Raw genomic sequence first — 25,746 nt, 5'->3', positions numbered from 1 at the left:
ACACCAGGTCGCATATAAGTCTCGTCTGGGGGCCGTCATGGCATCGGAAAATCGCAGTTCACGGCTGCGCAAGGCGCCACAGCAGCAGAGATCGCGGGAACTGGTCGCAAAAATCGTGACGGCGACCGGGCAGCTGCTGCGCACCGAAGGCCCGGAGGCGATCACCACCAACCGCATTGCCGCCATCACGGGTATCGGCAAGGGCTCGATCTATCAGTACTTCAGCACCAAAGACGACATCATCATGGCCGCGATCCGGGACGCCGCTGACCGACAGCTGCCGGGTGTCCGGTCAGCGCTGGCGGCCAACGCACTGGCGCCACCGCAGCAGATGATGGACTCCGCCATCGACATGTTGATCGCATTCACCACCGACAACGCCCCTACCCTGCGCTATCTCAACGAGAATCCCGAGTTCGCACGCGAGGTCGAGGCCAGCTCGAATATGCCGGTACTGATGCAGACGATGATGACCCTGCATGTTCAGCAGTATCGCGATCAGTACCACGCCGATCTGGAAGCCGAGACGATCGCGTGGCTCTTCATCAACTCGGCAATCACCACCACGCTGATGTTCTTCCAGACCGATCGGAGTCCGATCGATCTCCAACAACTGCGGGTGGGCCTCAAACGAATGGCATACGGTCTGCTGACTTCGTAGCCGTACCGGCGGGCTGCCCAAAAATTAGGTAGCCCCGCGCCGCCGTCGGGTCGGGGGGTCGGACGGTGGCGCGAGGCTACCCATGTATCGACACCTACTTCCAGAGCGTTACAGCCTCTCCGAAAAATCTTGAAACTTTTTTTGACCAGATTCCGGGAATGACAAAACCCCCGGTCACAGGCGTAGTGCCGATGACCGGGGGTCTCGATGGGGTGCTTAGGTCGCTCAGGCTTCCAGGATTGCGGTCACGCCCTGGCCGCCCGCGGCGCAGACCGAGATGAGTCCGCGCACCGGCTTACCGGTCTCGGCCTTCTTCTCGGCGAGCTGCTTGGCCAGCTGGGCCACGATGCGGCCGCCGGTGGCCGCGAACGGGTGCCCGGCCGCCAGCGACGAGCCGTTGACGTTGAGCTTGGATCGGTCGATGGCGCCCAACGGCTTGTCGAGGCCGAGGCGCTCCTTGCAGTAATCCGCCGACTCCCACGCCTGCAGTGTCGCGAGCACCACCGAGGCGAACGCCTCGTGGATCTCGTAGAAGTCGAAGTCCTGCAGGGTCAGGCCGTTGCGGGCCAGCAGACGCGGCACCGCGTAGGTCGGCGCCATCAGCAGACCATCGGGACCGTTGATGTAATCCACCGCGGCGGTCTCGCCGTCGACGAAGTAGGCCAGCACGGGGATGCCGCGCTCTGCGGCCCACTCCTCACTGGACAGCAGCGCCACCGAAGCGCCATCGGTCAACGGGGTGGAGTTACCCGCGGTCATGGTGGCGTCGCCGTGTTTCACACCGAACACCGGCTTCAACGTCGCCAGCTTCTCCACGCTCGAGTTCGGGCGCAGGTTGTCGTCGCGGTACAGCCCCAGGAACGGGCTGATCAGGTCGTCGAAGAAGCCGCGGTCGTAGGCAGCGGCCATCTTCTGGTGGCTGGCGGCGGCCAGCGCGTCCTGCTCGGTGCGCTTGACGCCCATCTGCTTGGCAGTGATGGCGGCGTGCTCGCCCATGGACAGCCCGGTGCGCGGCTCGCCGTTCTGCGGAATGTCGACGCCGAGCGCGGCCGGCAGCTTGCCCAGCAGCTTGAGCCGGGTGACGTTGTCCTTGGCACGACGGATCGCCAGCAGGGTGTGGCGAAGATCATCACCGAAGTTGATGGGCGCATCGGAGGTGGTGTCCACACCGCCGGCCAGCACCGACTCGTAACGGCCCAGCGCGATGCCGTCGGCACCCACGATGGCCGCCTGCAGACCCGTGCCACATGCCTGCTGCAGGTCGAACGCCTGCGAGTACGGGGACAGCGGGCTGCCCAGCACCGATTCGCGGGTGAGATTGAAATCACGGCTCAGCTTGAGCACCGCACCGGCGATGACGGCGCCCAGGCGCTCGCCCTTGAGGTTGAAGCGATCGGACGCGCCGGTGATGGCGGCGGTCAACATGTCCTGGTTGGAGGCGTTCGCATAGGCGCCGTCCGAACGTGCGAAGGGGATGCGGTTACCACCGAGAACCGCGACGCGGCGGCGACCTTGCGAAGCGTCTGACTTGCGTGCCGAGCTAGTTGCCACTTGTCTCTCCACTGTTGAGGGGGCAGGATTACCGAGCATTCTTACTCTGGAGTAAGTTCTTTGTCGAATTCACCCTAGACCAATTACGAAGGACGGCACATGTCCCCCAAGCTCACTGACGACCTGTACGCGCTGCTGGTCAACTCCGGGCCCGGCAACCTGCTCGCCGGCCGCCTGGGTATCCCGCAGCCCGAGAACCTGCGCCGCTACAAGAAGGGCCAGCCCGCACTGGCCGGGCCCGTGCTGATCGGCGGCGAGGGCCGCCTCGCCGAGCCGCTGCGCGCCGCGCTGGCCGAGGACTACGACCTGGTGTCCAACAACCTCGGCGGCCGCTGGGCTGACAAGTTCGGCGCCCTGGTCTTCGACGCCACCGGTATCACCACACCGGTCGAGCTCAAGGGACTGCACGAGTTCTTCACCCCGCTGCTGCGCAATGTCGGCAAGTCCGGCCGCCTGCTTGTCATCGGCACCACCCCGGACAAGGCAGCCACCACCGACGAGCGCATCGCCCAGCGCGCCCTGGAAGGCTTCACCCGCTCGCTGGCCAAGGAGTTCGGCAATGGCGCCACCGTGCAGCTGGTCTACGTGCACCCCGACGCCAAGACCGCGGCCACCGGCCTGGAGTCGACCGTCCGCTTCATCCTGTCGGCCAAGTCGACCTACGTGGACGGTCAGGTGTTCTACGTGGGCGCCGACGACTCCACCCCTCCCGCCGACTGGGACAAGCCGCTGGCCGGGAAGGTCGCCATCGTCACCGGCGCCGCCCGCGGTATCGGCGAGACCATTGCCGAGGTGTTCGCCCGTGACGGCGCCGCCGTCGTCGCGATCGACATGCCGTCCGACGACCTGACCGCCGTCGCCCAGAAGGTCGGCGGCACCTCGCTGGCCCTGGACGTCACCGCGGCCGACGCCATCGATCAGATCACCGCGCACCTCAAGGAGCACCACGGCGGCAAGGCCGACATCCTGGTCAACAACGCCGGCATCACCCGCGACAAGCTGCTGGCCAATATGGACGACGCCCGCTGGGACTCCGTCATCGCCGTGAACCTGCTTGCCCCGCAGCGTCTTACCGAAGGCCTCATCGACAACGGCACCATCGGAGAGGGCGGACGCATCATCGGCCTCGCCTCCATCGCCGGTATCGCCGGTAACCGCGGCCAGACCAACTACGGCGCCACCAAGGCCGGCATGATCGGCATCACCCAGGCGCTGGCCCCGTCGCTGGCCGAGAAGGGCATCACCATCAACGCCGTCGCACCGGGCTTCATCGAGACCAAGATGACCGCCGCGATCCCGCTGGCCAACCGCGAGGTCGGCCGCCGCATCAACTCCCTGAACCAGGGTGGAGAGCCGGTGGATGTCGCCGAGACCATCGCCTACTTCGCCAGCCCCGCCTCGAACGCGGTGACCGGCAATGTGGTTCGCGTCTGCGGCCAGTCCTGGCTGGGGGCGTAGCCATGGCTCAGCCGTCCGGGCTCCAGAACATGGTGATGGCGGCAGTGGGTGCACTGCCGTTCATCCCCCGTCCGTCCACCCTGCCCAGCAGGGTGGTTCGGACCCACGGTGTACAAATCGACCCCGCACACGTCGCCGCCTACGCCAAGGTGACCGGCTTGAGCTTCACCGACAAGGTGCCGGTGACGTATCCGTTCGCGCTGCAGTTCCCCTCGGTCATGGCATTGGTGACGGGACTGGACTTCCCGTTCCCGGCCATCGGCACCGTGCACCTGGAGAACCACATCACCCAGCACCGCGCCATCACCGCGACCGACACCGTCGATATCGAGGTGCGCACCGAGAACCTGCGCGAGCATCGCAAGGGCCTGCTGGTGGACGTCCTGACCGACATCACGATCGGCACGGACACCGTGTGGCAGCAGACCATGACGTTCCTGCGCCAGCAGCGCACCAGCCTGTCCGACGGGCCCAAGTCGGAACCGCCCAAGGCCGTCAAACTGCCGCCGCCGAACTCGACACTGCGGATCAGCGGTGGACAGATCCGCAGGTACGCATCGGTGGGTGGGGACCACAACCCGATCCACACCTCGTCGATCGGCGCGAAGGCGCTGGGCTTCCCGAAGGCAATCGCTCACGGAATGTTCACCGCCGCAGCAGTTCTGGGGAACATCCAGGGCGAGATCCCCGACGCTGTGCGTTACGACGTCAAGTTCGGCAAGCCGATTCTGCTGCCCGCCTCGGTGGGCGTGTGGATCGAGAAGGACGGCAAGGGCTGGGACATCGCCGTTCGCAATCCCAAGAAGGGTGATCCGCACCTGAACGGAACCATCACCCCGCTCTGATAGCACCTCGTTGAAGGCCCGCGACCGGTAATCCGGTCGCGGGTCTTCTGCGTTCGCCGAGTGTCGACTTTCCGCGCGAAATCGCGAGAAGGCGGCCCAACAACTCGACACTCGGCGGCGAAGTGTTGCCAGGCCCTCCGGTAATACTCACGCTGATCTCGACGGCTGCACTTCGGCGAACCGCTCGTTAGGATCGCTCGTCATTTCCTGCAGCAAATTCGAGGAGTACGTCGTGCCAGCGGACGAGGATCACCAAGAAGCGCCATCCGTCGACTGGCGCGCACTGCTGCGACAGCTCCCTTTGTTGAACATCCTCGGCGTGGTCGCCGTCCTCGTCGCGGCCACCCTGGTTGTGGTCAAGAATCTGCCCGATCACAGCACCGACCAGCTACTCAACGTGTCCTACGACCCGACGCGCGAGCTCTACAACGTCCTCGACGGCACCTTCACCAAGCAGTACAAGGACAAGACCGGCAAGACGATCGAGATCAAGCGCACCAACGGTGGATCGGGGCGCCAAGCCCGCAGCGTCCTGGATGGCAGTCAGCGCGCCGACGTGGTGTCGCTGGCATCTGTGAGTGACGTGGACACATTGAGCCTGCGCGGGCTGATCGCGCCCAACTGGCGGCAGCGGCTGCCCAACAACTCCGTCCCCTACACCTCGACCATCGTGTTCGTCGTGCGCAAGGGCAACCCGCGCGATATCCACGACTGGCCCGACCTCGCCAAGGAAAACGTCGCCGTCATCACGCCGAACCCCCGCACCTCCGGGAACGGGCAGCTCTCCGTGCTCGCGGCATGGGGCTCGGTGGTGACGCGCGGGGGCACCGAGGCGGACGCACGTTCCTATCTCACGGCGCTGTTCCGCAACGTGGCCGCGCTCGACAGCGGAGCACGCGGTGCCACCAACACATTCTCGGTTCAACGGCTCGGCGACGTGCACCTGACGTGGGAGAACGAGGCGATCAACGAGGTGAACGCCAACAAGGGCGAACTCGAGATCGTCTATCCGCCGGTGAGCATCCGCGCAGAGCCTGCGGTCGCCTGGGTGGACGCCAACTTGCACGACACCAAGCGCGCCGCGATCGCCAAGGCGTATCTGGAATACCTGTTCACCGATGAGGCGCAGGAGGTCGCCGCCCAGCGCGGTTACCGTCCGATCAAGCCCGAAATCCTTGCTCGCCACAGCAATACGCTGCCCGCGATAAACCTGTTCCCCATCACGGCCATCGCGACCAGCTGGGATGACGCACGACAGAAGTTCTTCTCGGACAACGGGATCTACGAGACCATCCCGCGCACTACCGACCGGGGCACCACCACCTTCGCCTCCGACAGACAAGGACGCTAGATGCCCTCGGCACTGCGAGTATTCGAGAACTACGACGCGCTCAAGGCCCGTCGCGACATCGTCGCCGGCTTGACGGTGGCGGCGATATCCCTTCCCCAAGCCATGGCCTATGCGCTCATCGCCGGGGTCGACCCGAAGTACGGTGTCTACTCCGCGATCGTGGTCACGGCCATCGCATCGATCTTCGGGTCCTCGTCGCATCTGATCAACGGACCCACAAGCGCCATCTCACTGCTGGTGTTCAGCTCGCTGGCATTCCTTGATCCGGAGAACCGCACCGGGCTGTTCGAAGCCCTGTTCCTGCTGGGTGTGCTGGTCGGCGCCATCCAGATCCTCATCGCCGTCTTCAAGCTCGGTGACCTCACCCGATACATCTCCGAGTCCGTCGTCATCGGATTCATGGCAAGTGCTGCCCTGCTGCTGGCCATCGGCCAGCTGGCCAATGCTATTGGTGTGCGGGACAAGGGAGATGGGCACATGCAGGTGCTGCAGCGTGCCTGGCTCACCCTGTTCCACGGCGATGCCGTGAACTACCGCGCGTTGGTCCTGAGCGTCTCCGCGGTGGTGTTGGCGATACTCCTGCGCCGTCTGGTTCAACGCTATGGCCTGCCGCAGATCGACATGCTGCTGGTGCTCATCGTGACGGCGGTCATCGCGTACGCCTATGGCTGGTCGGTGCCGGACGGCACAGGACATACCGATGTGAAGATCTCCGGCAAGATCCCCGCCAGCCTTCCGGAATTCCACATCCCCGAGGTTCAGGTGAGCACCCTCGGTGAGCTTTCGCATGGCGCATTGGCCATTGCGTTCATCGGTCTGATCGAGGCGTTGTCGATTGCCAAGGCCATCGCACACCACACCGGACAGCAGATCGATTACAACCGTCAGATCCTCGCCGAGGGGCTGGCCAACCTCACCGGTGGCTTCTTCCAGAGCCTGCCCGGGTCGGGTTCGTTGTCCCGATCGGCCATCAACTACCAATCCGGTGCGGCGACCAGGTTCTCCGGAATTGTCAGCGCCGCAACGGTGACCATCGCGCTACTGCTGTTCGCGCCGCTGCTCCGGTACATCCCGCAGGCGGCGCTGGCCGGCCTGTTGTTGGTCACCGCGGTGCGGCTGGTCGACTTCCGGCGCCTCTCGTACGCGCTCAAGGCCTCGCGGTACGACGCGGGGCTGGTCATCATCACGGCGCTGGTCGGCGTGGCCGTGAACCTGGACACCGCGGTGCTGATTGGTGTGGTGCTCTCGATCCTGCTGTTCGTGCCGCGCGCGGCCAAGCTCAAGGCTGCCGAACTCATCGTCACCGACGAGGGTGTGATCCGTGAGCGGACCCCCCAGGACAACCCCGCCGAGGCCGCCAGCTCGGTTCGCGCGTCGTCTCCCGTCATCTACGACCTGGAGGGCGAGCTGTTCTTCGGCGCGGCACCCGAACTCGACCGCTATCTCGAGGCGCTGCACGCCCGGATCCGCGACGAGAATCTGAAGGTCGTGATCCTGAGGTTGAAGCGGGTACGCCATCCCGACGTGGTCTGCATCGAGCGCCTGGAGCACTTCATCCGAGAGCACCAAGAACTGGGCGTCACCGTCCTGCTCGCCGGAGTCCGGCCGGATTCGCTCGCGCTGCTGCAGAACGTGGGTTTCACCGATTGGCTCCCCGCCGAGCAGGTGTTCCCGGAGGAAGACCGCGAATTCTCGGCGACGCTGAAGGCCGTGCGATACGCGCAGACCCGGTTGGCCGAAACACCTTCGGCCCCGGAGGCACACCAGGAAAAGCTCTACTACCTGGTCTGAGGACTTAGGCGCGCTTGGCCACCGGCTCATCGCGCGGACGACCACGCAGACCGCGCCAACCGAGGTTGAGCAGCGTGTCCTTGGCGCTTTCGACCTTGATATCGCCGGTCGCCACCCGGGAGGCGACAGCCTCACCACCGCCGACGAGGGCCACGGCCATCGCGTCGTAGTCGGTATCGGGATCGATTTCCGGTGAAGCGGCCTTGATCAGCCGCGCCACCAGTTCGATGATGCGGTCGCGCCCCTCGCGTACTTGCTTGGCGAACAGCTGCGTACTGGTGGCCTGTCCGTAGATCACGATCCACGAGGCCCGGTGCGTGTCGACGTAGTTGAGAAACGATACGACGGTGGTGCTCAACACGTCTCGTGGCGATTTCGTGAGGTCGATATCGCCACGCACCGCCTCCACGAACCTGCCGAGTTCGCGCCGTAGGCAGGCGACAAAGAGGTCTTCCTTGGAGCCGTAGTACAGATAGAGCATCGGCTTGGAAATCTTGGCCGCCGCGGCGATGGCATCCATCGAGGTGTCCCGGAAGCCGTTGAGCGCGAACTCCTGCACGGCGGCGTCCAGCATCTGCTGCTCCCGAACCGCACGGGGCAGCCGCTTGGTGCCACCGGCCATGGATGCCTCCGAGGTTGGGTCGTCAACGCGAACTTACTCCAGAGTAAGCTACTGAGCGGTTCGACTATTGCACACACCCCAGAACTGCGGGTCCAAAGAGAGTTTATCTGCCCGACTCGGGGGCGGCGCGCAAACGTCACCCACCCGATACCCCCACCCCGTACCATGCGCGGCGTGGACTTCACCCTTGCGCTGACCCCCGACCTGGTGGCCGTCTTCCTGACCCTATTCGTGCTGGAGGTGGTCCTGGGCATCGACAATGTCATCTTCATCTCCATCCTGGCCAGCAAGCTGCCCAGCGGCCAGCAGGCCCGGGCCCGCAATCTGGGGCTGACCCTGGCAATGGTGATGCGCGTGGGGTTGGTGTTCCTGGCCGGCTGGATCATCACTCTCAAAGAGGACGTTCTCGAACTGTTCGGACAGGGTTTCTCGATCAAGGACTTCATCCTCATCGCCGGTGGGCTATTCCTGGTCTACAAGGCTGTCCACGAAATACATCTCAAACTCGAAGGCACCGGCGAAGAGAGCGGAACGTCCACGGGTGCAGTGACATTCAAGTCCGTGTTGGTGCAGATCCTGCTACTGGACCTGGTGTTCTCGCTCGACTCGGTGATCACCGCGGTGGGCATGACCAGCAACATGATCATCATCGTCACCGTGGTGGTGCTGTCCTTCGCGATCATGCTCTTCGCATCGCGATTCGTCTTCGCCTTCGTCAACCGCCATCCCACCGTCAAGATGCTCGCGCTGTCCTTCCTGCTGCTCATCGGGGTGTTCCTCATCGCCGACGGATTCGGCATCAAGATCGACAAGGCGATGATCTACGGTCCGATGGCGTTCGCCATCCTGGTCGAGGCCCTCAACCTGATGGCTGCCGCACGTAAGGCGAAGCAGGACAACATGACTCAGCGGCCCGTTGCCCTACGTCCCAGCTATCCCGATGTGGACGAGTCCGTGGCGATTGCCGCGGCCACCTCGACGAGTCCGGACGCGGGTTCGGTCGGACTATCCCGAAAGCCCGTGGCAGGCGGAGGCGGCGATACCCCGGCCGGACTCGGCTAACGTGCCACGAGCCGAACCCGCAGCTCCTCCAGGCCACGTAGTGAGCTGTTGGTAGTCCACCTCGGCGTGCCCTCAATTTCGACGCGTTGCACTCGGTTGACTAGTTCTCGCAGCACCGCTTGCCCTTCCATGCGGGCCAGCCCTGCCCCCAGACACAGATGTACACCCGACCCGAACGCCACGTGCTGGGCCACCGGCCGAGTCGCAAGAAAGCGATCCGGGTCGTCGAACTCGCGCGGATCACGGTTGGCCGCACCCCATAACAACGCCACCCGGGCACCTGCCGGGATCACCGCGTCCCCGACGGGGTAATCCTGCGCCGCAGTGCGATAGAAGTTCTGAATCGGCGAGGAATAGCGCAGCTGCTCCTCGACCGCGCCGGCAAGCAGCCGCGGATCGGACCTGATGAGCTCGAACTGGTCCGGATTTTCCGACATCGTCAAGAACATGGTGCTCAGCAGGTTGGTCGTGGTCTCGTTGCCTGCCAGCAAGAGCAACAGCGCGAAGTAGAAGAGCTCGTCGTGGCTTATCTGTCCCTCGCCGGCATCCGCGACGAGCTTGCCCAGCACGGTGTCCGCTCCCAACAGGTTTCCCTTACCGAGTTGGGTCATGAAGTAGTCATGCAGATGCCGAACACCGTTGAGAGTTCCCGGAACCTGCCGCAAGCCCTTGGGGCTGAACTCGACATTGGCCACTCGCACCGATTCGTTGGACCAGTGCCGGAAGAACGCCTCATCTTCGGGCGGAATGCCGAGAATGTGCGCGATCATCCTCATGGGTAATGGAACTGCCAGGTGCTCAACGACATCCGAGCCGGGGTCGTCCAGGAGCCCCGTCACCAACTCGGCGGCCATCCGGTCTACCGTCGGCGCCCAGCCCTCCAGTGCCCCACGGGTGAACCCGGGCAGTGCCTTACGGCGAAGTTCGGTGTGCCGCGGCCGGTCCATGTTCAGCAGCACCGGAACTTCAAACCGCGCCCGTACGACACCGTCGCGGTTGGACAACAGTGCGTCGTTGCGAGCCGCCGCGCGCACATCCTCATAGCGACACAGGATGAACGCATTGCGTTTTCGGTTGTAATGCACCCGGCCACCAGCCAGCAGCATGCGATATCCCGGGTATGGATTGGCGGCGGTCTCCGGGTCCATCGGATCGAAAACAGTCTCCTGCACGCCCGGAAACCGGCGACCGGACACCTTGGCCCGCATTTCGGTGGCTGCGTTGGTGATCAGTGACCGAACAACGGGTTTGGTGGTGGTGTAGACGAGACGTGCGTCGTGCTTCAGGGTCATTTCAGGTGCCCGACAAGTTCACCCTCGGCGCCGAAGAGCCTTTCTTGCCATTCGACCAGGAGGGCATTGGTGTCGATGTCATCCGGATGGAATCCCTTGCGCTTGTAAGGTTTCATCGCGGAGTAGAAGCCACGGAAGAGAGGCCCCCGCACCAGTCTCACCGTCTCGCGTAGCACCCGCACCGGCTGCCTGCGGGCGGTCCTATCGGTCGTCGCAATGGATACCCAGCTGCTCAGCACGATGAACGGCAGCGCGATATTGGATAGCAGGTGCATCATGCCGATACGCATGCGCTCAGAGCCGCCGACGGCCTGATACACATCGAACGCCACCGATTTGTGCTCGAGTTCCTCGATGGCATGCCAGTTCAGCAGGTTCTTGATCTCCTCATCCGACATCATGGCCTGCAGCTCGGGACGACTCAGTACGTGCTCGGCCAACACGGCAGTGAAGTGTTCAGCTCCCGCAGTGAATGCCAGCAGCAGATGACGCACGAGGCGGAGCCGGTCCGGATCCGGGAACTGGGCATCGAGGAAGTCCTCGGTCCGTTCGGTGCTGTCCAAGAGAAAATCGAACCAGGCCGTGGGGTAACCCATCTCGGACAGCTGCTCGTTGAGCTCCCGGTGATGCAGACCATGGGTCATCTCTTGGCCGATGAAACCCGCGACACGCTTCTTCAGGTCCGGATCGGTGATCTTCTCGCGGTACCGGCGCACCGACCGTACGAAGATGTCCTCCCCCGGCGGGAACACCGCCGACAAGAAGGCCACGGCATGACTGAAGACGATGTCGTCGTTCGCGAAATACCGTTGTCCAGAATCGGACTCGTCGAAGCGAAAGGCGATACGCCTGGTCTTCGGGTAGCTCGTCTGGGCAGTGACGGTCATGGGAATCCTCTCCGTTGACGTTCCGTGCATAAACGTAACGGAAATTTCCGTAACGGACAATGGGGTAATCTTTAGGCCTGATGGACCTGACTATCGATCAGCTGGCGCAGCGCGTGGCCATGACGGCGCGCAACATCCGCGAGTGGCAGACGCTCGGGCTGGTACCCCCACCCGAGAAGCGAGGACGCGTCGGCATCTACTCCGACGACCATGTCGCGATCATCAATCACGTCAAGAACTTGAAATCCCAGGGGTTTCCGCTGGATGTCATTCGCCGGGTCATCGACTCAGGCGGCGGCTCCGAGGACAGCGTCCGCAAGATGGTGATCGAGGCCCTCAGCCCATTCGCCACGGGAGAGCCGGTGGTGATGCCGCGCGCCGAGCTCATCACGCGCGTCGGCACCGGCGCCGATGTCGCACTGGCCGAGCTGGGGCTGGTGTCCGATGTCGATGCGAAAACGATCTCGGTACGCGACAGCGAAACCCTCGACGCAATCGAACTGCTGATCGCCGCAGGCATGTCGATGTCCCGCATCACCGAGACCCTGCGCGAAGTGGACCGGCTGCAACATCAGATCGCACAGCTGTTGCTGGGCGCCTACGTGGCCGACGTCTGGCAGCCCTTCGTCGAGTCCGGTTATGCGTCCGAGGACTGGGGTAAGATCGCCGAAAATGCTTCGAAGGCAAAACAATTGACTGTCACGCTGGCATCGCGACTGTTGGCGCGGGCCCTCGATGACACCGTCGACCCGATCCTGCTGCAACAGGCCGACGAGGCCGAGGCCGTGCTGGAACGCAACCGCCCGGCCTCGTCGGCCTAGTCTCAGTCGACCTCGCCGCAACCCCGGTCCAGGCCACGAACCTCGATGGGGCACCACACCGCACGGGATACCTCGGCGGCCCACTGCTGGGCTTCGGCCAGGGTCGGCACCTCGATGATGCTGAAGCCGCCGAGTTGTTCCTTGGTCTCGGTGTACGGCCCGTCAGTCGTGGTATGCCCAGAGGCGTTGGCACTCACCATGGTCGCGGTAGCGGCCGGCTGCAGACCAGCGGCGAAGAGCCACACCCCCGCCTCCTGCATACGGCGGGTGACAGCCTGTACATCGGCACCGATGGTCTCCAAGGCGGCATCGTCGGGCTGCACCGCATCAGGTGGATAAACAATCGAAAGCAGATAGCGGCTCATGTCAGGCCTCCTCGTCCTGGAAGGGCCGCACCTCGACGGGCTCCTCGCATGCCGCCGACCCCTCGGCGGCCCACTTCAACGCCGCATCGAGGTCAGGCGCGTTGATGATCCAGAAGCCACCGAGGTGTTCCTTGGTCTCCAGATAAGGGCCGTCCGTGGTGGTGACCTTTCCATCCACACTGCGGACGACGGTCGCATCCGATGGTTCGGTCAGACCGTTCGCGAACACCCAGACGCCGGCCTCTTTCATTCTCTCGTTGAGCGCGCCGGTCTGGGCGTACAGCCGCTGCACATCCTCATCACTCCAGTCGGCTGCGTTCTCCGCGTAGCTGTGGACCGCGAGTAGGTATTGCTTCATGGTCGTCCTTTCTATCCGCTTCTGGCGATGGGGACGCCCGGTCGGCTTCCCTTCAACCTCACTACGAATAGACCTGCCCGAAATCGACACCTCATCGCATAAGTCGGAAAGAAATTGCGCAGGATCTCACTGCGGGCAGCCGAACTACGAGCCGTGCGTCCCGAGCTTGTTGTCCAGGTATTCCTGGCGGCAGGCTCGGCGCGCGATCTTTCCGCTGCTGGTGCGTGGGATCGCGCCGGCCTGAACCAGCTGGACATCGGCGATGGGCAGGGCGTGCCGACGAGAGACAGCGGCCCGGATCGCCTCGACGATGGGGCCCGGTTCTGCCCGCCCGGCTCCCGCGGCGCGTTCGGCGACGATGACCAACCTCTCTCCGGCACCTTCACCTGCCTCGACGCCCACGGGCAATTCGTTGGTGGGCACTGAGAAGGCCGCCACGAATCCACGCCGCACCACCGGAGAGGCGTCCTCGACGGTGGCCTCGATGTCGTGCGGGTAGTGGTTACGGCCGTCGACGATCACTAAATCCTTGACCCGGCCGGTGATGTAAAGCTCACCCTCGAGATAGACGCCGAGATCGCCCGTGCGGAACCAGGCAGCGCCCAGTCCGGCGCCGGTGGCATGGCTACCCTCGCCCAGGCGCGCTCGCAGCGTGTTGCGGAAAGAGAAGTCCGTCTCCTCCGGACGACCCCAGTATCCGCGGCCAATATTGTTGCCGTGCAACCAGATCTCGCCCACCTGTCCGTCGGGCAGCTCCGCCCCGGCAGTCGGGTCGACAATCACCGCCCACTGACTGCGGGCGATCTGACCACAGGAAACCTGTGGCACCGCCTTCTCATGGGCGGCGTCCACCCGTACCGCGTATCCGGCACCCAGCTGTTCGCGATCCACATAGAGAACGGACGGCTCCGCTTCGGGCGCGATCGAGGAGACAAACAGCGTCGCCTCGGCCATACCGTAAGACGGCTTGATGGCGTTGGCCGGTAATCCGTGGGGACCGAAGGCCTCATTGAACTTGCGGATCGACGCGATGCTAACCGGCTCGGAACCATTGATCAGCCCCGCCACCTTGCTCAGATCCAGGGCTTCGCCATCCTTCGGCAGGCCTCGCTCGGCGGCCAGCTCGAAGGCGAAGTTGGGGGCGGCGCCAAAGGTGCGGCCCACATGAGACGCGGCCGCGAGTTCCTTGATCCAGCGACCGGGCCGCCGCACGAACGACATCGGCGACATGAGCGTCATCCGCCCCCCGCACAGAGGGAACATGAGCATGAGCAGGCCCATATCGTGGTAGAGCGGCAGCCAGCTCGCTCCGCGGACATCCACATCCAGACCAACGGAAATGACCATCTGCAGCACGTTGGTCATCACCGCACGATGGGTGATCTCGACACCGGCGGGCACTCGCGTCGATCCCGACGTGTACTGCAAGTAGGCGATGTCATCGGTATCCGGCGTCACTCGCACATACATCGCACCCACCGAGTCGGGCACGCCGTCGACGGCCAAGACCCGTGGCCGGCGCTCGCGCGGCAGCCTCCGGACGAAACCGCTGACGGATTCGGCGGCCGCCTCGTTGGTGAGCACCACCGTCGGTTGGGCATCGGTCAGCACCGCATCGAGCCGCTCGGCATGACCCGGCAGTTCCGGGGCGAAAAGGGGCACCGCGATGGTGCCGGCCTCGATGGCGGCGAAGAAGCCGATGACGTAATCGAGGCCCTGAGGCGCCAAGATCGCGACCCGGTCCCCGGGCGTGGTCACCTGCTGAAGCCTCGCCGCGACCGCACGCGAACGCGCCCGCAGTTGGGGCCAGTTCAGATCGGACGGAGCGCCGTCCGGGTCGCTGCTGAAATCGACATAGCGGTAGGCAAAAGTGTCGTGCTCGCCATCGACGGCACACTCCAAATAATGGTTGACGGTGTAACCATCCGGTAAGGAGATCGCGCCCGTCTCGTCCAGGTACTCCTCGACACGCAACCCTGACACCAGCGCACTCATCGCAACCTCCGCGTAGCCGTAACTACGACAGCCGGAAAACAACAAGCAGCAACGAATAGCCATCACGCTTTGCTACGGTCCCGACCGAACGTAGATGGTACGTGACGTACCAGTAGCAAACGGTACTCGAAGTCCCAGTAAGACGCCGCGTCTAAAAAGGCCGGAAGGCACATTGTTCACTGTGTGCTTTGACACCCCCGAGTAGCGATGTGACGGGTGCGACCGCGCCGGGACGAACCTGCGCTGGTTTTTCGGGCATTCCCTTCCCGGCCGGTGACTATTAGACTCGTGACAAATAGCGTCCAGCGTCGGAGGCGAATATGCGATCCAGGGATCTGATCAAGTACTGGTCGCGGTGGGTGACCATGCACGGCATCAGCCGCGTCGGACTGCTCACCCAGGTGCGCAAAATGCCCTTGGCGGCGTTGTTCCTCAGCCCGGATCGCGCCAACAACCATTACCGGTACATCGAACAGATCCGGTCCGTGGGCCCCATTGCTCCGGCCCGGGCCACCGGCCTGGTCTTCACCGGTCTGGCGCAGACACGCGAGATCCTGCGGGACCACCGATTCATCACCATGGCGCCCAACAACATTCCCTCCCCGGTGCTCCCCCAGGGGCTCAGCCGGTGGATCTTCAACAGGACCGAACCCGGTCTGCCCAACCCGGTAGAGCCTCCCGCCATGCTGGCCGTCGACCCACCCGAACACACCCGGTTCCGCAAGCTGGTGTCGAGGGCGTTCACACCGCGCGCGGTAAGCAAGCTGGAGGACCGCGTCCGTGAGGTGACGCTGGAGCTGCTCGACAACCTGGAACGCAAGGAGCGAGCCGACCTGCTCGACGACTATGCCTCGCAGTTGCCGGTGGCGATCATCGCCGAGATGCTCGGTGTTCCACGCGAAGACGCTCCGTTCCTCCTGGAATGGGGCAATCACGGTGCGGCGCTGCTGGACATCGGGATGACCTGGTCTGCGTATCGCGATGCCACCCAGGCGCTCATCGAGATCGACCGCTACTTCGACGCTCACCTGGTCCGGCTGCGCCGCGAGCTTGCACAAGACCCGACCATCGACGGCATCTTGGCGAGCATCGTGCGTGACGGCGATCTGGACGACCGCGAACTCAAGGCCACCATGGCGCTGCTGCTCGGTGCCGGATTCGAAACGACGGTCAACCTCATCGGGAATGGCATCGTGGCCCTGCTGCGTCACTCCGAACAGCTGGCGTACCTGCAGGAGAATCCGGAAGGCTGGCCGAACGCCGTCGAGGAGATCCTGCGTTACGACTCCCCGGTGCAGGTCACCGGCAGGGTGGCCACCGAAACCGTCGAATTCGACAGCCACACACTGCCTGCCGGCTCGATGGCGGTGCTGCTCCTCGGCGGAGCCAACCGCGACCCGGCTGTTTTCGATGAGCCCGACGTCTTCGACGTGAGCCGCGCCAACGCACGCGAACACGTGGCATTCGGCAGTGGTGTCCATGTCTGCCTGGGCGCGAGTCTGGCGCGGATGGAGGGTGTGGTGGCGCTGCAGTCGCTGTTCGAACGCTTCCCCGAGCTCGCGCTGGCAGCCGATCCCACCCCGGGCAAGCATGTCAATCTGCACGGCTTCGGAAGCCTGCCAGTGAACCTCGGCCGTGCCCGGGTACGAGCCAGCAGTTAATCTCGAGGCTGCGCGATGTCCGTTCGGCATCGAGCGAGCCGACACGGGGATCGGACGGATGCACGACCGGATCAAACAGCGCACCCATTGGGCGGTCACGCACGGGATGGCCCGTGCGTACCTCAAAGTGCTTGCCCACCGCGGTGAACCCGTAGCGCAGCTGGGAATCGACACGGCCCAGGCCGCAGGCATCTACGCAATCATCGACAAGATCCGTGGCCGCGGGAGGATGTCGCAGGCAGGCGATGGCTGGATCACCGCGGATGCGCAGATCGTCCGAACGATCTTCCGCGACAACCGGTTCGTCACGTTCAAACCCGAACACCGGTCGTCCTCACCGATCATTCAGCGCTTGGCGGCGTGGAGCGACCCGCAGCTGCTCAATCCCGCCGAACCGCCGTCCATTCTGATCACCGATCCACCCGACCACGGGCGGCTGCGACGCCTCGTCGCCGCGCCGTTCACCCCACGCGCCATCGAAGCCCTGCGCGGACGCATCCAGGACGTGACGAACGGCCACCTGGACTCGCTGGAACAGCATCCGCACCCGGACCTGATCCCCGATTTCACCGCGAAGATCCCCATCGCCGTGATCGGCGAGATGATCGCCGTGCCGCCGCAGGATTACTCACTGCTCTATACCGCGATGAATCGCGCGATCCAGCTGATCGCGACCACCGCCCCGTCATGGCGCCAATATCAAGACGGCACAGCGGCTTTACGGGAAATAGACGAATACCTTGAAAAACACGTCGCCCGTCTGCGCCGTGAAGGCACCGAAAGCGAGCTGGCCACAGGACTTCTCGACAGCGATCTGAGTCACTTCGAGCTCAAGATGTTCTTCGCAGTGTTCCTGGGCGCGGGATTCGTCACCACCACACATCTGATGGGCAAAGCTATCCTCGCGCTGCTTCGCCACCCCGAGCAGCTGGCGGCACTGCGTGCCGATCCGAGCCTGTGGCCCAACGCCGTCGAGGAACTCATGCGCTACGACACCTCGAACCAATGGTCGGCCCGCGTCGCCACCGAAACCGTCGAAATCGAAGGACACACCATCGAGGCCGGCCAGTCGGCGCTGCTGCTTCTCGGCGGAGCCAACCGCGACCCTGCCGTGTTTGAGAACCCCGAGGTCTTCGACATCACCCGGCCCAACGCGCGCGAAAACATCACGCTGGGCACCGGAATTCACGTGTGCCTGGGCCAGGTGCTGGCACGCGTCGAGCTGCATACCGCGCTGCAATCGCTGTTCGAACGCTTCCCACGGTTAGCACTGGCCGGTGAGCCGGAGTACTTCGACGGGATGGGTATTCACGGGCTGCGCAGCCTGCCCGTGACGCTGGGACGTTAGCCGCAGGCGGCGACGCCCTTGAAAGCCAGCACCCGGCGCACCGAGGCGTTGATCGCGTCGCCGTTCAGTTCGCCTGCGTTGTAGGCCGATTCGAGGCGATCCAGGACTGAGCCAACCTTTTCGGTGCTCACCCAGAGCGCCCAGTCGACACCGGCCTTGATCGACTTGAGCACCGCCTCCTCGATCGGGAAACGGTCGGTGATGGCAGCCATCGAGGACAGGTCATCGGTGAAGATCACTCCGTCGTAGGCAGGCGCGCCGTAGCCGGTTCCCTTGCGCAGCAGTTCGACTGCGGCCGGACTCAGACTGGATGGGTCGTCGCCGGTCAGTCCGGGCACCTGCATGTGGCCGATCATCACGGCGGCACCGCTGGTCACCAGCGAGCGATACGGCACCAAATCGTTGTCCTTCAGCTGCTCCAGCGGCGGGGTTACCACGCCGTTAGTGTGCGAGTCACCCGACGCGTGGCCATGGCCCGGAAAGTGCTTCACCACAGCGCGCACACCACTGGCCTGATATCCCCGCACCGCTGCCTCGGCGTACTCGGCGACCTTCTGCGGGTCGCCGCTGTACGAGCGGTCCCCGATGGCGCCGTCCGGGTCGCCGTCGGTCACGTCGGCATCGGGTGCGAAGTCGATGGTGATGCCGAGGTCCTTCATCTTCTGACCGCGCTCCTGGCTGAGCGCCTGCACCTGTTCGGGAGTCTGCGTCGCGGCCAGTTCCCGCGCGGACGGGGACGGACCGATGAGGTCCTTGAGGCGAGACACCCGCCCGCCCTCCTCATCGACGCTTACCGCTGCCGGGATCGGACCGGCGGTGACGACGTCGTGCAGGGAGCCGTCAGTCAGCATCTCCTTCTTGGTCCAGCTGCCGACGAAAATGCCGCCAACGTGATGGTCACGCACCAGCGCACGGGCGTCGTCGGCGTCCTTGACGCCCACCATGAGCAGCTGCGCCAGCCTGTCACGGGTACTCAGGCAGGCCAGGTCAGCGGCGGGCGCTGCGGTGGCGGGGGCCTTTCCCGAGGACGACGGCGAGGGTTCCTTGGACGGCTCCGAGGTGTTGCCGCCGCAGGCGGACAGCGCCACCACAACGAGACCGGTCAGTACTGCCCCTGCACGCATTCTCATGAGGCCATCGTGTCATGCGCCGGTGTCCAGCCGGGCCAGCCGGTCGCCGAGGTACCCACGGAACACCTCATTATCCGTGGATACCAACGCTTTTCGGTAGGCCTCAGCGGCTTCCCGATTCCGGCCGAGCCGGGTGAGCAGATCGGCGCGCGCGGCGTGCAACGGGTAATACGCGTCGAGGTCCTCCCGCAAAGGCTCGATAGCATCCAATCCGGCCTGCGCACCGTCGCGTTCCGCGACGGCCACCGCACGATTAAGGGCGACAACGGTGGTGGGCGTGCAGCGCATCAGCTGGTCGTACAAAGTGACGATCTGCCCCCAGTCGGTCAGCCCCGCCGAGCGCGCATCGTCATGGACGGCATTGATGGCGGCCTGAATCTGATACGGACCTGGAGTGTCGCGGCGCAGGCACCGGCGGACCAGCTCGTGTCCCTCGGCGATCATGGCGTGGTTCCATAGGGTGCGGTCCTGATCGGCAAGCAGCACCAGTGCGCCGTCGGCGCCGGTGCGTGCCGGGCGGCGGGCCTCGTTCAACAGCAGCAGCGCCAGCAGACCCAATGCCTCGGGTTCGTCGGGCATCAAATCCACCAGCACCCGCGCCAGCCGGATCGCCTCGGCGGACAGGTCCGTGCGCGTCAGCGAGGCACCCGAGGAGGCCGCGTAGCCCTCGTTGTAGACGAGGTAGAGCGCGGCCAGCACCGAAGAGAGCCGCTCCGGCAGGTCGTGATCCACCGGCACCGTGTAGGGAATGCCCGCCGAGGCAATCTTCTTCTTGGCGCGGGTGATGCGTGCGGCCATGGTCGATTCGGTGACCAGGTACGCGTTGGCGATCTCCGGCGTGGTGAGCCCACCGAGCAGGCGCAGCGTCAGCGCGACCTGTGCTTCCGGCGAAAGCGCCGGGTGGCAGCACGTGAAGATCAGCCGCAGCCGATCATCGCGCACCGCCCCCACCTCCTGCGGTTCCGGCTGCGGATCTTCGAAGGCTGTTGCCTCCTTTGAGAGTTCGTCGCGGCGCTGGTCGCGGCGCAACTTGTCGATGCCGCGGTTGCGTGCCGTGGTGGTGATCCAGGCACCGGGATTGGGCGGGACGCCGTCCTCGGGCCATTTGGCGACAGCCACCTCGAACGCCTCCTGTACGGCGTCCTCGGCAAGGTCGATGCTGCCGAAGTAACGGATCAACGTCGCCACGGTGCGGCCGTACTCCTCGCGGAAGATGCGGCCGATCTCGTCGAGTGCCACGGTTCAATGGTGCCTCTCCGGTGTCGGGTGTCCTACAGACACCACGAACGAGCCGCGCGGAAATCGACAGCGCGAGGCTTCGTTAACTGCCAGCTGACAAGGACGCACGCTCCATCACGCGAATGCGTCGATCTGAGTCGTCTCGGCCGAGTGGCTCCACAGACGTTGAGCCTGTTCCGGATCGCGGGCGTACTCCCGAACACCGACAAATCTGCCGTCCGGTGGAGCAGGAGCGGCGATGTCGCAGTCTTCGCAATACAGACCGCCCCAACCAATCAGTTGGGGTGACAGCCCTACCCAGAGCGCCGTTGCAGCGCCTTGCTCGGGCGTTTTGAAGATCTGGCCCGACAACTCACCGGTTTGGTACATGCCCATCAGAAGATCGAAGTCCGACTGTTCCAAGTGCCTGGACAGTTCAGTCGGCGCCGATCCGGGGTGGACACTGAAGGCACGGACGCCGTCTTCTCGCCCGAGAGCGTCCAGGTGCACTGCGAAAAGCGCCACTGCAGTCTTAGCCTGCCCGTAGGCCACCCACTTGTCGTAGGGGTTGTTCTGAAAGTGGATGTCGTGCCATTGAATCGGAGCGAAATGATGGCCTGCTGACGAGACCGCGACGACTCGCGCCCCTCCCGTCAGCAGTGGCCACAGCCGGTTCACGAGCAGGTAGTGCCCGAGATGGTTGACGACGAACTGTGACTCCCACCCGGCGCCGACTCTGGTTAGCGGGCATCCCATCAAGCCCGCGTTGTTGATCAGCAGATCGATGTGGTTGCCCTCGGACCGCAGACTCTCGGAGTATCGGTTGACGCTGGCGAGATCAGCCAAGTCCATGTGATCGATATAGGTACGTGGGGTTCCCGCGAGCGCTGCCGCGGCCACCTCGGTCCGCCGAGCCGGAACGTGAACCCTGGCGCCCGCTGCCGTCAGAGCCTTGGTGATCTCGAGCCCAAGACCGGCATAGCCGCCGGTGACAACGGCGGTCATCCCCGACAAATCCTGTGTGCCAACCACTTCTGAGGCAGTGGTCGTTTCGCTGAATCCTGAATTCAGCGGTGTTTGCTCGGCAATCCTCATACCCACTCCCAGCTAGTTTGTGTCGATGGTTTCTGTTTGCGTTGTCAGCGACTTTGCGAGACGGCGCGTTACACGGTCAGAGCTGCCAGAGCGCCAGTCACTGCAACCTGAAGCACCGCAAAGTCACGCTTTGTCGGGTGTCTACCGGTGTGACGTTCCAGACGTCGAAGTTCTGCGAGCGGTCCGATCAGTACCGCAGTCACGATGTGCATCGGAGCCGCCAGCGCGAGCCGCTCCGCATCCAGCCACGCTCGCAACTCGTCAACAAAATGCTGCGAATGAACACCGTCCCCACGCCACCCATTTGTCTCGACCAAACCGGCCAGACCGGGATGCGCCCGGCTCCATGCAAGGTCAGCCGCCGCAGCCGAGGCGTACCCGCTGCCATGCAATGCACTGAGAAACGCCTCCGCCCAGATTCTGATCGCCTCGTCGGCCACCAGCGACAACAGACGATCCAACGACCCGAGATGGTGATACACGCTTCCGTTGCTGACGCCAGACTCGTCAACCAGCGACCGAACCGTCAGGGCGTCGACGCCATCACGATTGATAATCACCATTGCGGCGTCCAGCAGTCGCCGGGCCGTCGGATGCCCCGAGGCGCCGGATGGAATCATCCATCCATAATAGAGCACTGCTCTAATTTGGACGCGGTGGGCCTGCTCCCTACGGGCACCACGAATAGGCGGCGCGGAAATCGGCAGCGCGACACAATTACCCCATGGCCTACGACGAGGACCTGGTGGAGCGCATCCGTGAAGTAATCGCCACGACTAGGGGCGTCACCGAGAAACGGATGTTCGGCGGCCTGGCGTTTCTGGTGGACGGGCACATGACGGTCGCCGCGAAACGCGAGGGCGGGCTGCTGGCCCGTTGCGATCCGGCGGAAACCGAGGCCCTGGTCGCGAAGACACACGTGGGCCGGATGGTGATGGGTGGACGCGAGATGGACGGCTGGCTCAGCGTCGACGCCGAGGGCGTGCGCACGAAACGTCAGCTGGAGCCATGGGTGAAACGTGCTCTGGCCTACGCCGGCTCGCTCCCGCCCAAGTGAGGCCCCGGATGCGCTATCCCCCGCGCAGCACCATCAGCTTCTGCATATCGGCCAGGCCCTGCTCCTGCGCCTGACCCAGGAAGGTTGGCAGCGGCGCCTGCACCTCGGGCAGCACCTCGTTCTCGATGAGGGCCTGCAGTTCGGCCTCCTTACCGCCACGCCCCGCCTGGTTCTCTGACTCTTGCTGGCCGGAAGGCGTTGAATAGTCGTAGAACTCACGATCCGTGGGCCGCGCGGTGTCGATCTGCATGCCACCGGGTTTCCAGTACGAGTAGTTGGCCAGCTTAGCCTCGGCGGTACGCACCGCGACGATATGACTCGGCGCGGAGGTGGGGATTTCGGTGGGCGCGTTCTCGCCCATCACCGCACGAATCCGGGGATCCTTGAGCAGGGTCGCCATCTCCTCCACCGACATGTCATCGGTGACGTGTGCGATCCACTTACGTCCTGCCGCATTGCTTTTGGCGATATCGGCAATATCGGCACGCGCGGCCAGGTACGAGAATCGCGGATCGGAACGCCACCCGTTGCCCCCGGAGCCGATGGTCAACAGCAGGGGTGCCAGGTCGACGCTGGAGGTCAGTTGACTGCGCGTCTCCCCCGGTTTCGGGGTGAGCGCGCCGTGCGGATCGCGAATATACAGCGGAACGCGGATGGCTTCCTCATACGCAGTAGCACCCTTGCCGCGCAACCCATGTGAGCCCGCGTACTCACCGTGATCGGAGGTGAACACGACCACCGTGTTGCGGTCTATCTCGGGGCGCGATGCCAGCTTGTCCAGTACCCGTCCAATCTGTGCGTCCACCTGCTGCTGCAACCACAGGTACATGTCCAGGCAGCGTGCCCATTGGCGGGCCATGTCCGGCCCCGAGTAGGTCACCGCACCCGTCATGATCGGCGACATGAAGTTGGCGTAGTCGATCTGCAGCTGCGGCTTGCCATGCTGTCGCAGCTCGTCGGGCGTCTGAAAATTGACAGGAACGTTATCGAACCAGTGCGGAACATCCTCCGGCAGAGGATTTTTCGGCCACCAGCAGATATCGTGCGGGTTTACCAGGGAGACGGTCGTGCACCACGGACCCTTACCTGCCTCTGTGTCGAACCATCCCGCGAACTGGTCGACAATCCCGGGATCCTTTTGCAACCCCTGATTCGGCATGCCGTTGGGCGACGGGAAGGTTCCGCCCGAGAAACCATGTGCGTCAAGGCCTTCGGGGGTGGTGTCGCTCCAGTCACCCAGATGCCACTTACCCCACCACCAGGTCCGGTACCCCTGCTGACGCAACATGGTGCCCCAGGTCGGGAACTGCGGAGCCAAGCTCGATTCGCTCGGCCCCTCCCCGGTGAACAGGCATCCGGTCTGATGTGAGTAGAGCCCGGTCGTCATGGCCCCGCGCGACGGGGTGCACATGTTCGACGCGGTGTAGTGTGAGGCGAAAGTGACGCTTTCCCTTTGTAATCGGCTGAGGGTCGGCAAAATGTTGGTGAGTTTCTGGACGTCGGGGAACCACTGTGGGGCCCTCATCTGATCCACGATGATCACCAGGATGTTGGGCTTGTTCCCACCGGCTGCCGAGGAATCGCTGCGCCCGGGTTTGCGGAGCAGTTCATATCCCCCGAAACCTACGGCGGCGGCACCGGCCGCAACTGCGCCGGTGGTGAGCACGGTTCTGCGGTTGAGTTCGGCCACGCGTCCAACGTAATCCCAATTCCTGGGAATGGACTTAGAAGTGCTCGAATGTTTTTGGGTACGTCCCGCTACGACCGCGCGGGTGCGGCGGGAGCCGATGGCGCCGGTGCCGGAGGTCCGGGCGGGGGTGTCTGTGCCGGCGCGGGCGCCGGTGCAGGAGCAGGTGCCGGTGCAGGGGCAGGGGCAGGGGCAGCAGGAGGCTGGGTGCCCATGATCTCGATCTCGCTCACCGAGACCAGGCCGTTGAACGCGTCCTGCCGTTGGCCGCTCTTGTTCACGATCGACACCCCGGGTTCGGTGGCCTCGATGACCATGGTCACCGAATCAGTCACCACATTCACCTTGATACTCGCCAGCGCACGACTCACCGGAACCTGCTGCTTGACCGAGCTGCCGTCGCTGAATTCCCAACGCACCCGGGTGATCTTGCGGTTCTGAGCGAAGCGGTCGGATCCGTCGATATCGGTCTTGGCGTATCCGGGGATCAACCCCACCGAGGTGATGAGTGTTGGATGATCGAACTTGGCCGTGATCGACTGCCCGTCTTGTTCCTTCCACTGGCACCGCCACGCGGTGAGTGGGTCGTTGTCGAACGCCTTGGCGGGGTCGTAGACGTATTTCACCCCGTTGCTGTCGGTGCCGTCCTCGGCCTGAACGCAATTAGTGGACACGTCCACCGGCTTAACGGCACTCGCGGGCGCAGCGGGTGGCGCCGTGGTGGCGGTCGCCGCGGCGCTGCTGGTGGTCTTCGGGTCATTCGGCGGCAGCATTCCGTGCGTCTGCTGCTGGGTGGATCCATCGCCACGCACCGCCATGTATCCGACGTAGCCGAGGCCGACGATCACGAGCAGACCGGCAAGCATCGCGAAAGCCATGATGATCCCGCGATGCGATCGCGCATTGGGGTCACGCCACGGATCGGAGAACTGCACCTGCGCGGCCAGCGCGGGCGGGCACGCGGGCAACTGCGCCAGGGCCTCACGCAGATCGGGGCGTGTGTGCCACAGCCGCAGCAGTTGATCCTGAGGTAGCGCCGGGTTGTGCGCGGCGGCGAACTCCGCGTCGTAGTCCGGCGCCGGTCCGTAGTTGTATGGACCGGTCATGGGCGGCCATTATTCCGCACGAAGCGCCGTCGGGGACCACAGGTAGCCACCCGCCATGCCGGTCTCTTCACGGTTCTCCATGTTCCGTACTCGCCCCATCGAGTATCCGCAGGCCCGCCGCGTGGTCCGCCGGAGAATCGCGACCATCTTCGGACGTGCTAGTTTGGCCGCTGGTATCTGCATGACCCAGAGGAGCTCCGATGACCAGATTTGTGGTGCCAGCCGCCGCGAGCGTGCTGATCGGTCTGCTGCTGGGCGCTGCGGCCGTCTTCGGCCTGACGCTGTCGGTTGAACAGGATAAGAAGCCCGTCGTGACCGGTATCGATCCGTCGACGGCAATCCTCAACCGTCCCGATTACGGCAACCGGAGCTGACATCGCGCGGC

24 protein-coding genes are annotated in these 25,746 nt (G+C 64.3%); 11 read left to right on the top strand and 13 right to left on the bottom strand.

Annotated elements, in window-relative coordinates:
- Positions 1 to 37 precede the first annotated feature (37 nt).
- Positions 38 to 661: a TetR/AcrR family transcriptional regulator gene (locus AOT83_RS08435; protein WP_052399562.1), complete on the top strand. Its 624-nt coding sequence runs from the start codon at positions 38 to 40 to the stop codon at positions 659 to 661.
- A gap of 225 nt (positions 662 to 886) precedes the next feature.
- Here AOT83_RS08435 and AOT83_RS08430 read toward each other — a convergent pair whose 3' ends face one another.
- A complete protein-coding gene (locus AOT83_RS08430; protein ID WP_057965472.1) occupies positions 887 to 2,212 on the bottom strand; it encodes an acetyl-CoA C-acetyltransferase in 1,326 nt (441 codons plus the stop codon).
- Between the two features lie 99 nt (positions 2,213 to 2,311).
- Here AOT83_RS08430 and AOT83_RS08425 point away from each other — a divergent pair, with 99 nt between their 5' ends.
- The 4 genes from AOT83_RS08425 (at position 2,312) to AOT83_RS08410 (ending at position 7,657) form a co-directional block, all read left to right on the top strand.
- Positions 2,312 to 3,670, top strand: coding sequence for a 3-oxoacyl-ACP reductase (locus AOT83_RS08425; RefSeq protein ID WP_057965473.1), 1,359 nt, complete (start codon positions 2,312 to 2,314; stop codon positions 3,668 to 3,670).
- A gap of 2 nt (positions 3,671 to 3,672) precedes the next feature.
- Positions 3,673 to 4,515 (top strand): MaoC/PaaZ C-terminal domain-containing protein, encoded by an 843-nt coding sequence (locus tag AOT83_RS08420; RefSeq protein ID WP_030097303.1) that lies wholly within the window; start codon positions 3,673 to 3,675, stop codon positions 4,513 to 4,515.
- A gap of 232 nt (positions 4,516 to 4,747) precedes the next feature.
- A complete protein-coding gene (locus AOT83_RS08415; protein WP_057965474.1) occupies positions 4,748 to 5,866 on the top strand; it encodes a sulfate ABC transporter substrate-binding protein in 1,119 nt (372 codons plus the stop codon).
- Positions 5,867 to 7,657 carry a SulP family inorganic anion transporter gene (locus AOT83_RS08410; RefSeq protein WP_057965475.1) on the top strand — a complete coding sequence of 597 codons (1,791 nt, stop codon included), beginning with the start codon at positions 5,867 to 5,869 and terminating at the stop codon, positions 7,655 to 7,657.
- 4 nt (positions 7,658 to 7,661) lie between these two features.
- Here AOT83_RS08410 and AOT83_RS08405 read toward each other — a convergent pair whose 3' ends face one another.
- Positions 7,662 to 8,279, bottom strand: a complete 618-nt coding sequence (locus tag AOT83_RS08405; RefSeq protein WP_030097306.1) for a TetR/AcrR family transcriptional regulator — start codon at positions 8,277 to 8,279, stop codon at positions 7,662 to 7,664.
- Between the two features lie 174 nt (positions 8,280 to 8,453).
- Here AOT83_RS08405 and AOT83_RS08400 point away from each other — a divergent pair, with 174 nt between their 5' ends.
- On the top strand, positions 8,454 to 9,341 hold the full coding sequence (locus AOT83_RS08400; RefSeq protein ID WP_030097307.1) for a TerC family protein: 888 nt from the start codon (positions 8,454 to 8,456) through the stop codon (positions 9,339 to 9,341).
- Here the strand turns inward: AOT83_RS08400 and AOT83_RS08395 are convergent.
- Together AOT83_RS08395 and AOT83_RS08390 are read right to left on the bottom strand one after the other, a co-directional pair.
- A complete protein-coding gene (locus AOT83_RS08395) occupies positions 9,338 to 10,633 on the bottom strand; it encodes a cytochrome P450 (RefSeq protein ID WP_044105391.1) in 1,296 nt (431 codons plus the stop codon). The genes AOT83_RS08400 and AOT83_RS08395 overlap by 4 nt on opposite strands.
- A complete protein-coding gene (locus AOT83_RS08390) occupies positions 10,630 to 11,520 on the bottom strand; it encodes a metal-dependent hydrolase (protein WP_057965476.1) in 891 nt (296 codons plus the stop codon). The genes AOT83_RS08395 and AOT83_RS08390 overlap by 4 nt, the downstream gene beginning before the upstream one ends.
- A gap of 80 nt (positions 11,521 to 11,600) precedes the next feature.
- On the opposite strand from AOT83_RS08390, the gene AOT83_RS08385 reads away from it, so the two are divergent.
- Positions 11,601 to 12,341 (top strand): MerR family transcriptional regulator, encoded by a 741-nt coding sequence (locus AOT83_RS08385; protein ID WP_057965477.1) that lies wholly within the window; start codon positions 11,601 to 11,603, stop codon positions 12,339 to 12,341.
- Between the two features lie 2 nt (positions 12,342 to 12,343).
- Here AOT83_RS08385 and AOT83_RS08380 read toward each other — a convergent pair whose 3' ends face one another.
- The 3 genes from AOT83_RS08380 to AOT83_RS08370 form a co-directional block, all read right to left on the bottom strand.
- The gene (locus tag AOT83_RS08380) at positions 12,344 to 12,706 is read right to left on the bottom strand and encodes a YciI family protein (protein WP_030097311.1); all 363 of its coding nucleotides are present in this window, start codon (positions 12,704 to 12,706) and stop codon (positions 12,344 to 12,346) included.
- Between the two features lies 1 nt (position 12,707).
- Entirely contained in the window at positions 12,708 to 13,064 is a 357-nt protein-coding gene (locus tag AOT83_RS08375) for a YciI family protein (protein WP_030097312.1), read from the bottom strand.
- A 144-nt stretch (positions 13,065 to 13,208) separates the two neighbouring features.
- Positions 13,209 to 15,059, bottom strand: coding sequence for a fatty acyl-AMP ligase (locus tag AOT83_RS08370; RefSeq protein ID WP_057965478.1), 1,851 nt, complete (start codon positions 15,057 to 15,059; stop codon positions 13,209 to 13,211).
- A gap of 320 nt (positions 15,060 to 15,379) precedes the next feature.
- Between AOT83_RS08370 and AOT83_RS08365 the strand changes: the two genes are divergently transcribed.
- A complete protein-coding gene (locus tag AOT83_RS08365) occupies positions 15,380 to 16,720 on the top strand; it encodes a cytochrome P450 (RefSeq protein WP_057965479.1) in 1,341 nt (446 codons plus the stop codon).
- Between the two features lie 58 nt (positions 16,721 to 16,778).
- A complete protein-coding gene (locus AOT83_RS08360; protein WP_057965613.1) occupies positions 16,779 to 18,068 on the top strand; it encodes a cytochrome P450 in 1,290 nt (429 codons plus the stop codon).
- Here the strand turns inward: AOT83_RS08360 and AOT83_RS08355 are convergent.
- From AOT83_RS08355 to AOT83_RS08340, 4 genes are all read right to left on the bottom strand, one after another.
- Positions 18,065 to 19,192 (bottom strand): glycoside hydrolase family 3 N-terminal domain-containing protein, encoded by a 1,128-nt coding sequence (locus AOT83_RS08355; protein WP_057965480.1) that lies wholly within the window; start codon positions 19,190 to 19,192, stop codon positions 18,065 to 18,067. The two genes, AOT83_RS08360 and AOT83_RS08355, sit on opposite strands and share 4 nt — an antisense overlap.
- An 18-nt stretch (positions 19,193 to 19,210) precedes the next feature.
- Positions 19,211 to 20,437 (bottom strand): RNA polymerase sigma factor, encoded by a 1,227-nt coding sequence (locus AOT83_RS08350; RefSeq protein ID WP_057965481.1) that lies wholly within the window; start codon positions 20,435 to 20,437, stop codon positions 19,211 to 19,213.
- A gap of 114 nt (positions 20,438 to 20,551) precedes the next feature.
- Positions 20,552 to 21,511: an oxidoreductase gene (locus AOT83_RS08345; RefSeq protein WP_057965482.1), complete on the bottom strand. Its 960-nt coding sequence runs from the start codon at positions 21,509 to 21,511 to the stop codon at positions 20,552 to 20,554.
- 68 nt (positions 21,512 to 21,579) lie between these two features.
- Positions 21,580 to 22,131, bottom strand: a complete 552-nt coding sequence (locus tag AOT83_RS08340; protein ID WP_057965483.1) for a TetR/AcrR family transcriptional regulator — start codon at positions 22,129 to 22,131, stop codon at positions 21,580 to 21,582.
- 104 nt (positions 22,132 to 22,235) lie between these two features.
- Between AOT83_RS08340 and AOT83_RS08335 the strand changes: the two genes are divergently transcribed.
- The gene (locus tag AOT83_RS08335; protein ID WP_057965484.1) at positions 22,236 to 22,568 is read left to right on the top strand and encodes a TfoX/Sxy family protein; all 333 of its coding nucleotides are present in this window, start codon (positions 22,236 to 22,238) and stop codon (positions 22,566 to 22,568) included.
- A gap of 13 nt (positions 22,569 to 22,581) precedes the next feature.
- On the opposite strand, the gene AOT83_RS08330 is transcribed toward AOT83_RS08335, so the two are convergent.
- Together AOT83_RS08330 and AOT83_RS08325 are read right to left on the bottom strand one after the other, a co-directional pair.
- The gene (locus tag AOT83_RS08330) at positions 22,582 to 24,258 is read right to left on the bottom strand and encodes a sulfatase-like hydrolase/transferase (protein WP_057965485.1); all 1,677 of its coding nucleotides are present in this window, start codon (positions 24,256 to 24,258) and stop codon (positions 22,582 to 22,584) included.
- A 68-nt stretch (positions 24,259 to 24,326) separates the two neighbouring features.
- On the bottom strand, positions 24,327 to 25,361 hold the full coding sequence (locus AOT83_RS08325) for a hypothetical protein (protein WP_057965486.1): 1,035 nt from the start codon (positions 25,359 to 25,361) through the stop codon (positions 24,327 to 24,329).
- A 200-nt stretch (positions 25,362 to 25,561) separates the two neighbouring features.
- Between AOT83_RS08325 and AOT83_RS26740 the strand changes: the two genes are divergently transcribed.
- Positions 25,562 to 25,735, top strand: coding sequence for a DUF2613 domain-containing protein (locus tag AOT83_RS26740; RefSeq protein WP_005063958.1), 174 nt, complete (start codon positions 25,562 to 25,564; stop codon positions 25,733 to 25,735).
- Positions 25,736 to 25,746: the final 11 nt, after the last annotated feature.

The sequence above is a fragment of the Mycobacteroides sp. H001 genome (assembly GCF_001440005.1).
Lineage (GTDB): Bacteria > Actinomycetota > Actinomycetes > Mycobacteriales > Mycobacteriaceae > Mycobacterium > Mycobacterium gwanakae.
The sequence above is the reverse complement of the archived record's forward strand: the minus strand, read 5'-3'. Positions and strand labels throughout refer to the sequence as shown.

Bases quoted from the DNA above. Each gene is read 5' to 3' on its own strand.
- AOT83_RS08435 (WP_052399562.1), top strand. From the start codon at position 38: ATGGCATCGGAAAATCGCAGTTCACGGCTGCGCAAGGCGCCACAGCAG.
- AOT83_RS08425 (WP_057965473.1), top strand. From the start codon at position 2,312: ATGTCCCCCAAGCTCACTGACGACCTGTACGCGCTGCTGGTCAACTCC.
- AOT83_RS08420 (WP_030097303.1), top strand. From the start codon at position 3,673: ATGGCTCAGCCGTCCGGGCTCCAGAACATGGTGATGGCGGCAGTGGGT.
- AOT83_RS08410 (WP_057965475.1), top strand. From the start codon at position 5,867: ATGCCCTCGGCACTGCGAGTATTCGAGAACTACGACGCGCTCAAGGCC.
- AOT83_RS08405 (WP_030097306.1), bottom strand. From the start codon at position 8,279: ATGGCCGGTGGCACCAAGCGGCTGCCCCGTGCGGTTCGGGAGCAGCAG.
- AOT83_RS08395 (WP_044105391.1), bottom strand. From the start codon at position 10,633: ATGACCCTGAAGCACGACGCACGTCTCGTCTACACCACCACCAAACCC.
- AOT83_RS08390 (WP_057965476.1), bottom strand. From the start codon at position 11,520: ATGACCGTCACTGCCCAGACGAGCTACCCGAAGACCAGGCGTATCGCC.
- AOT83_RS08385 (WP_057965477.1), top strand. From the start codon at position 11,601: ATGGACCTGACTATCGATCAGCTGGCGCAGCGCGTGGCCATGACGGCG.
- AOT83_RS08380 (WP_030097311.1), bottom strand. From the start codon at position 12,706: ATGAGCCGCTATCTGCTTTCGATTGTTTATCCACCTGATGCGGTGCAG.
- AOT83_RS08375 (WP_030097312.1), bottom strand. From the start codon at position 13,064: ATGAAGCAATACCTACTCGCGGTCCACAGCTACGCGGAGAACGCAGCC.
- AOT83_RS08370 (WP_057965478.1), bottom strand. From the start codon at position 15,059: ATGAGTGCGCTGGTGTCAGGGTTGCGTGTCGAGGAGTACCTGGACGAG.
- AOT83_RS08365 (WP_057965479.1), top strand. From the start codon at position 15,380: ATGCGATCCAGGGATCTGATCAAGTACTGGTCGCGGTGGGTGACCATG.
- AOT83_RS08360 (WP_057965613.1), top strand. From the start codon at position 16,779: ATGCACGACCGGATCAAACAGCGCACCCATTGGGCGGTCACGCACGGG.
- AOT83_RS08355 (WP_057965480.1), bottom strand. From the start codon at position 19,192: ATGCGTGCAGGGGCAGTACTGACCGGTCTCGTTGTGGTGGCGCTGTCC.
- AOT83_RS08345 (WP_057965482.1), bottom strand. From the start codon at position 21,511: ATGAGGATTGCCGAGCAAACACCGCTGAATTCAGGATTCAGCGAAACG.
- AOT83_RS08340 (WP_057965483.1), bottom strand. From the start codon at position 22,131: ATGATTCCATCCGGCGCCTCGGGGCATCCGACGGCCCGGCGACTGCTG.
- AOT83_RS08335 (WP_057965484.1), top strand. From the start codon at position 22,236: ATGGCCTACGACGAGGACCTGGTGGAGCGCATCCGTGAAGTAATCGCC.
- AOT83_RS08325 (WP_057965486.1), bottom strand. From the start codon at position 25,361: ATGACCGGTCCATACAACTACGGACCGGCGCCGGACTACGACGCGGAG.
- AOT83_RS26740 (WP_005063958.1), top strand. From the start codon at position 25,562: ATGACCAGATTTGTGGTGCCAGCCGCCGCGAGCGTGCTGATCGGTCTG.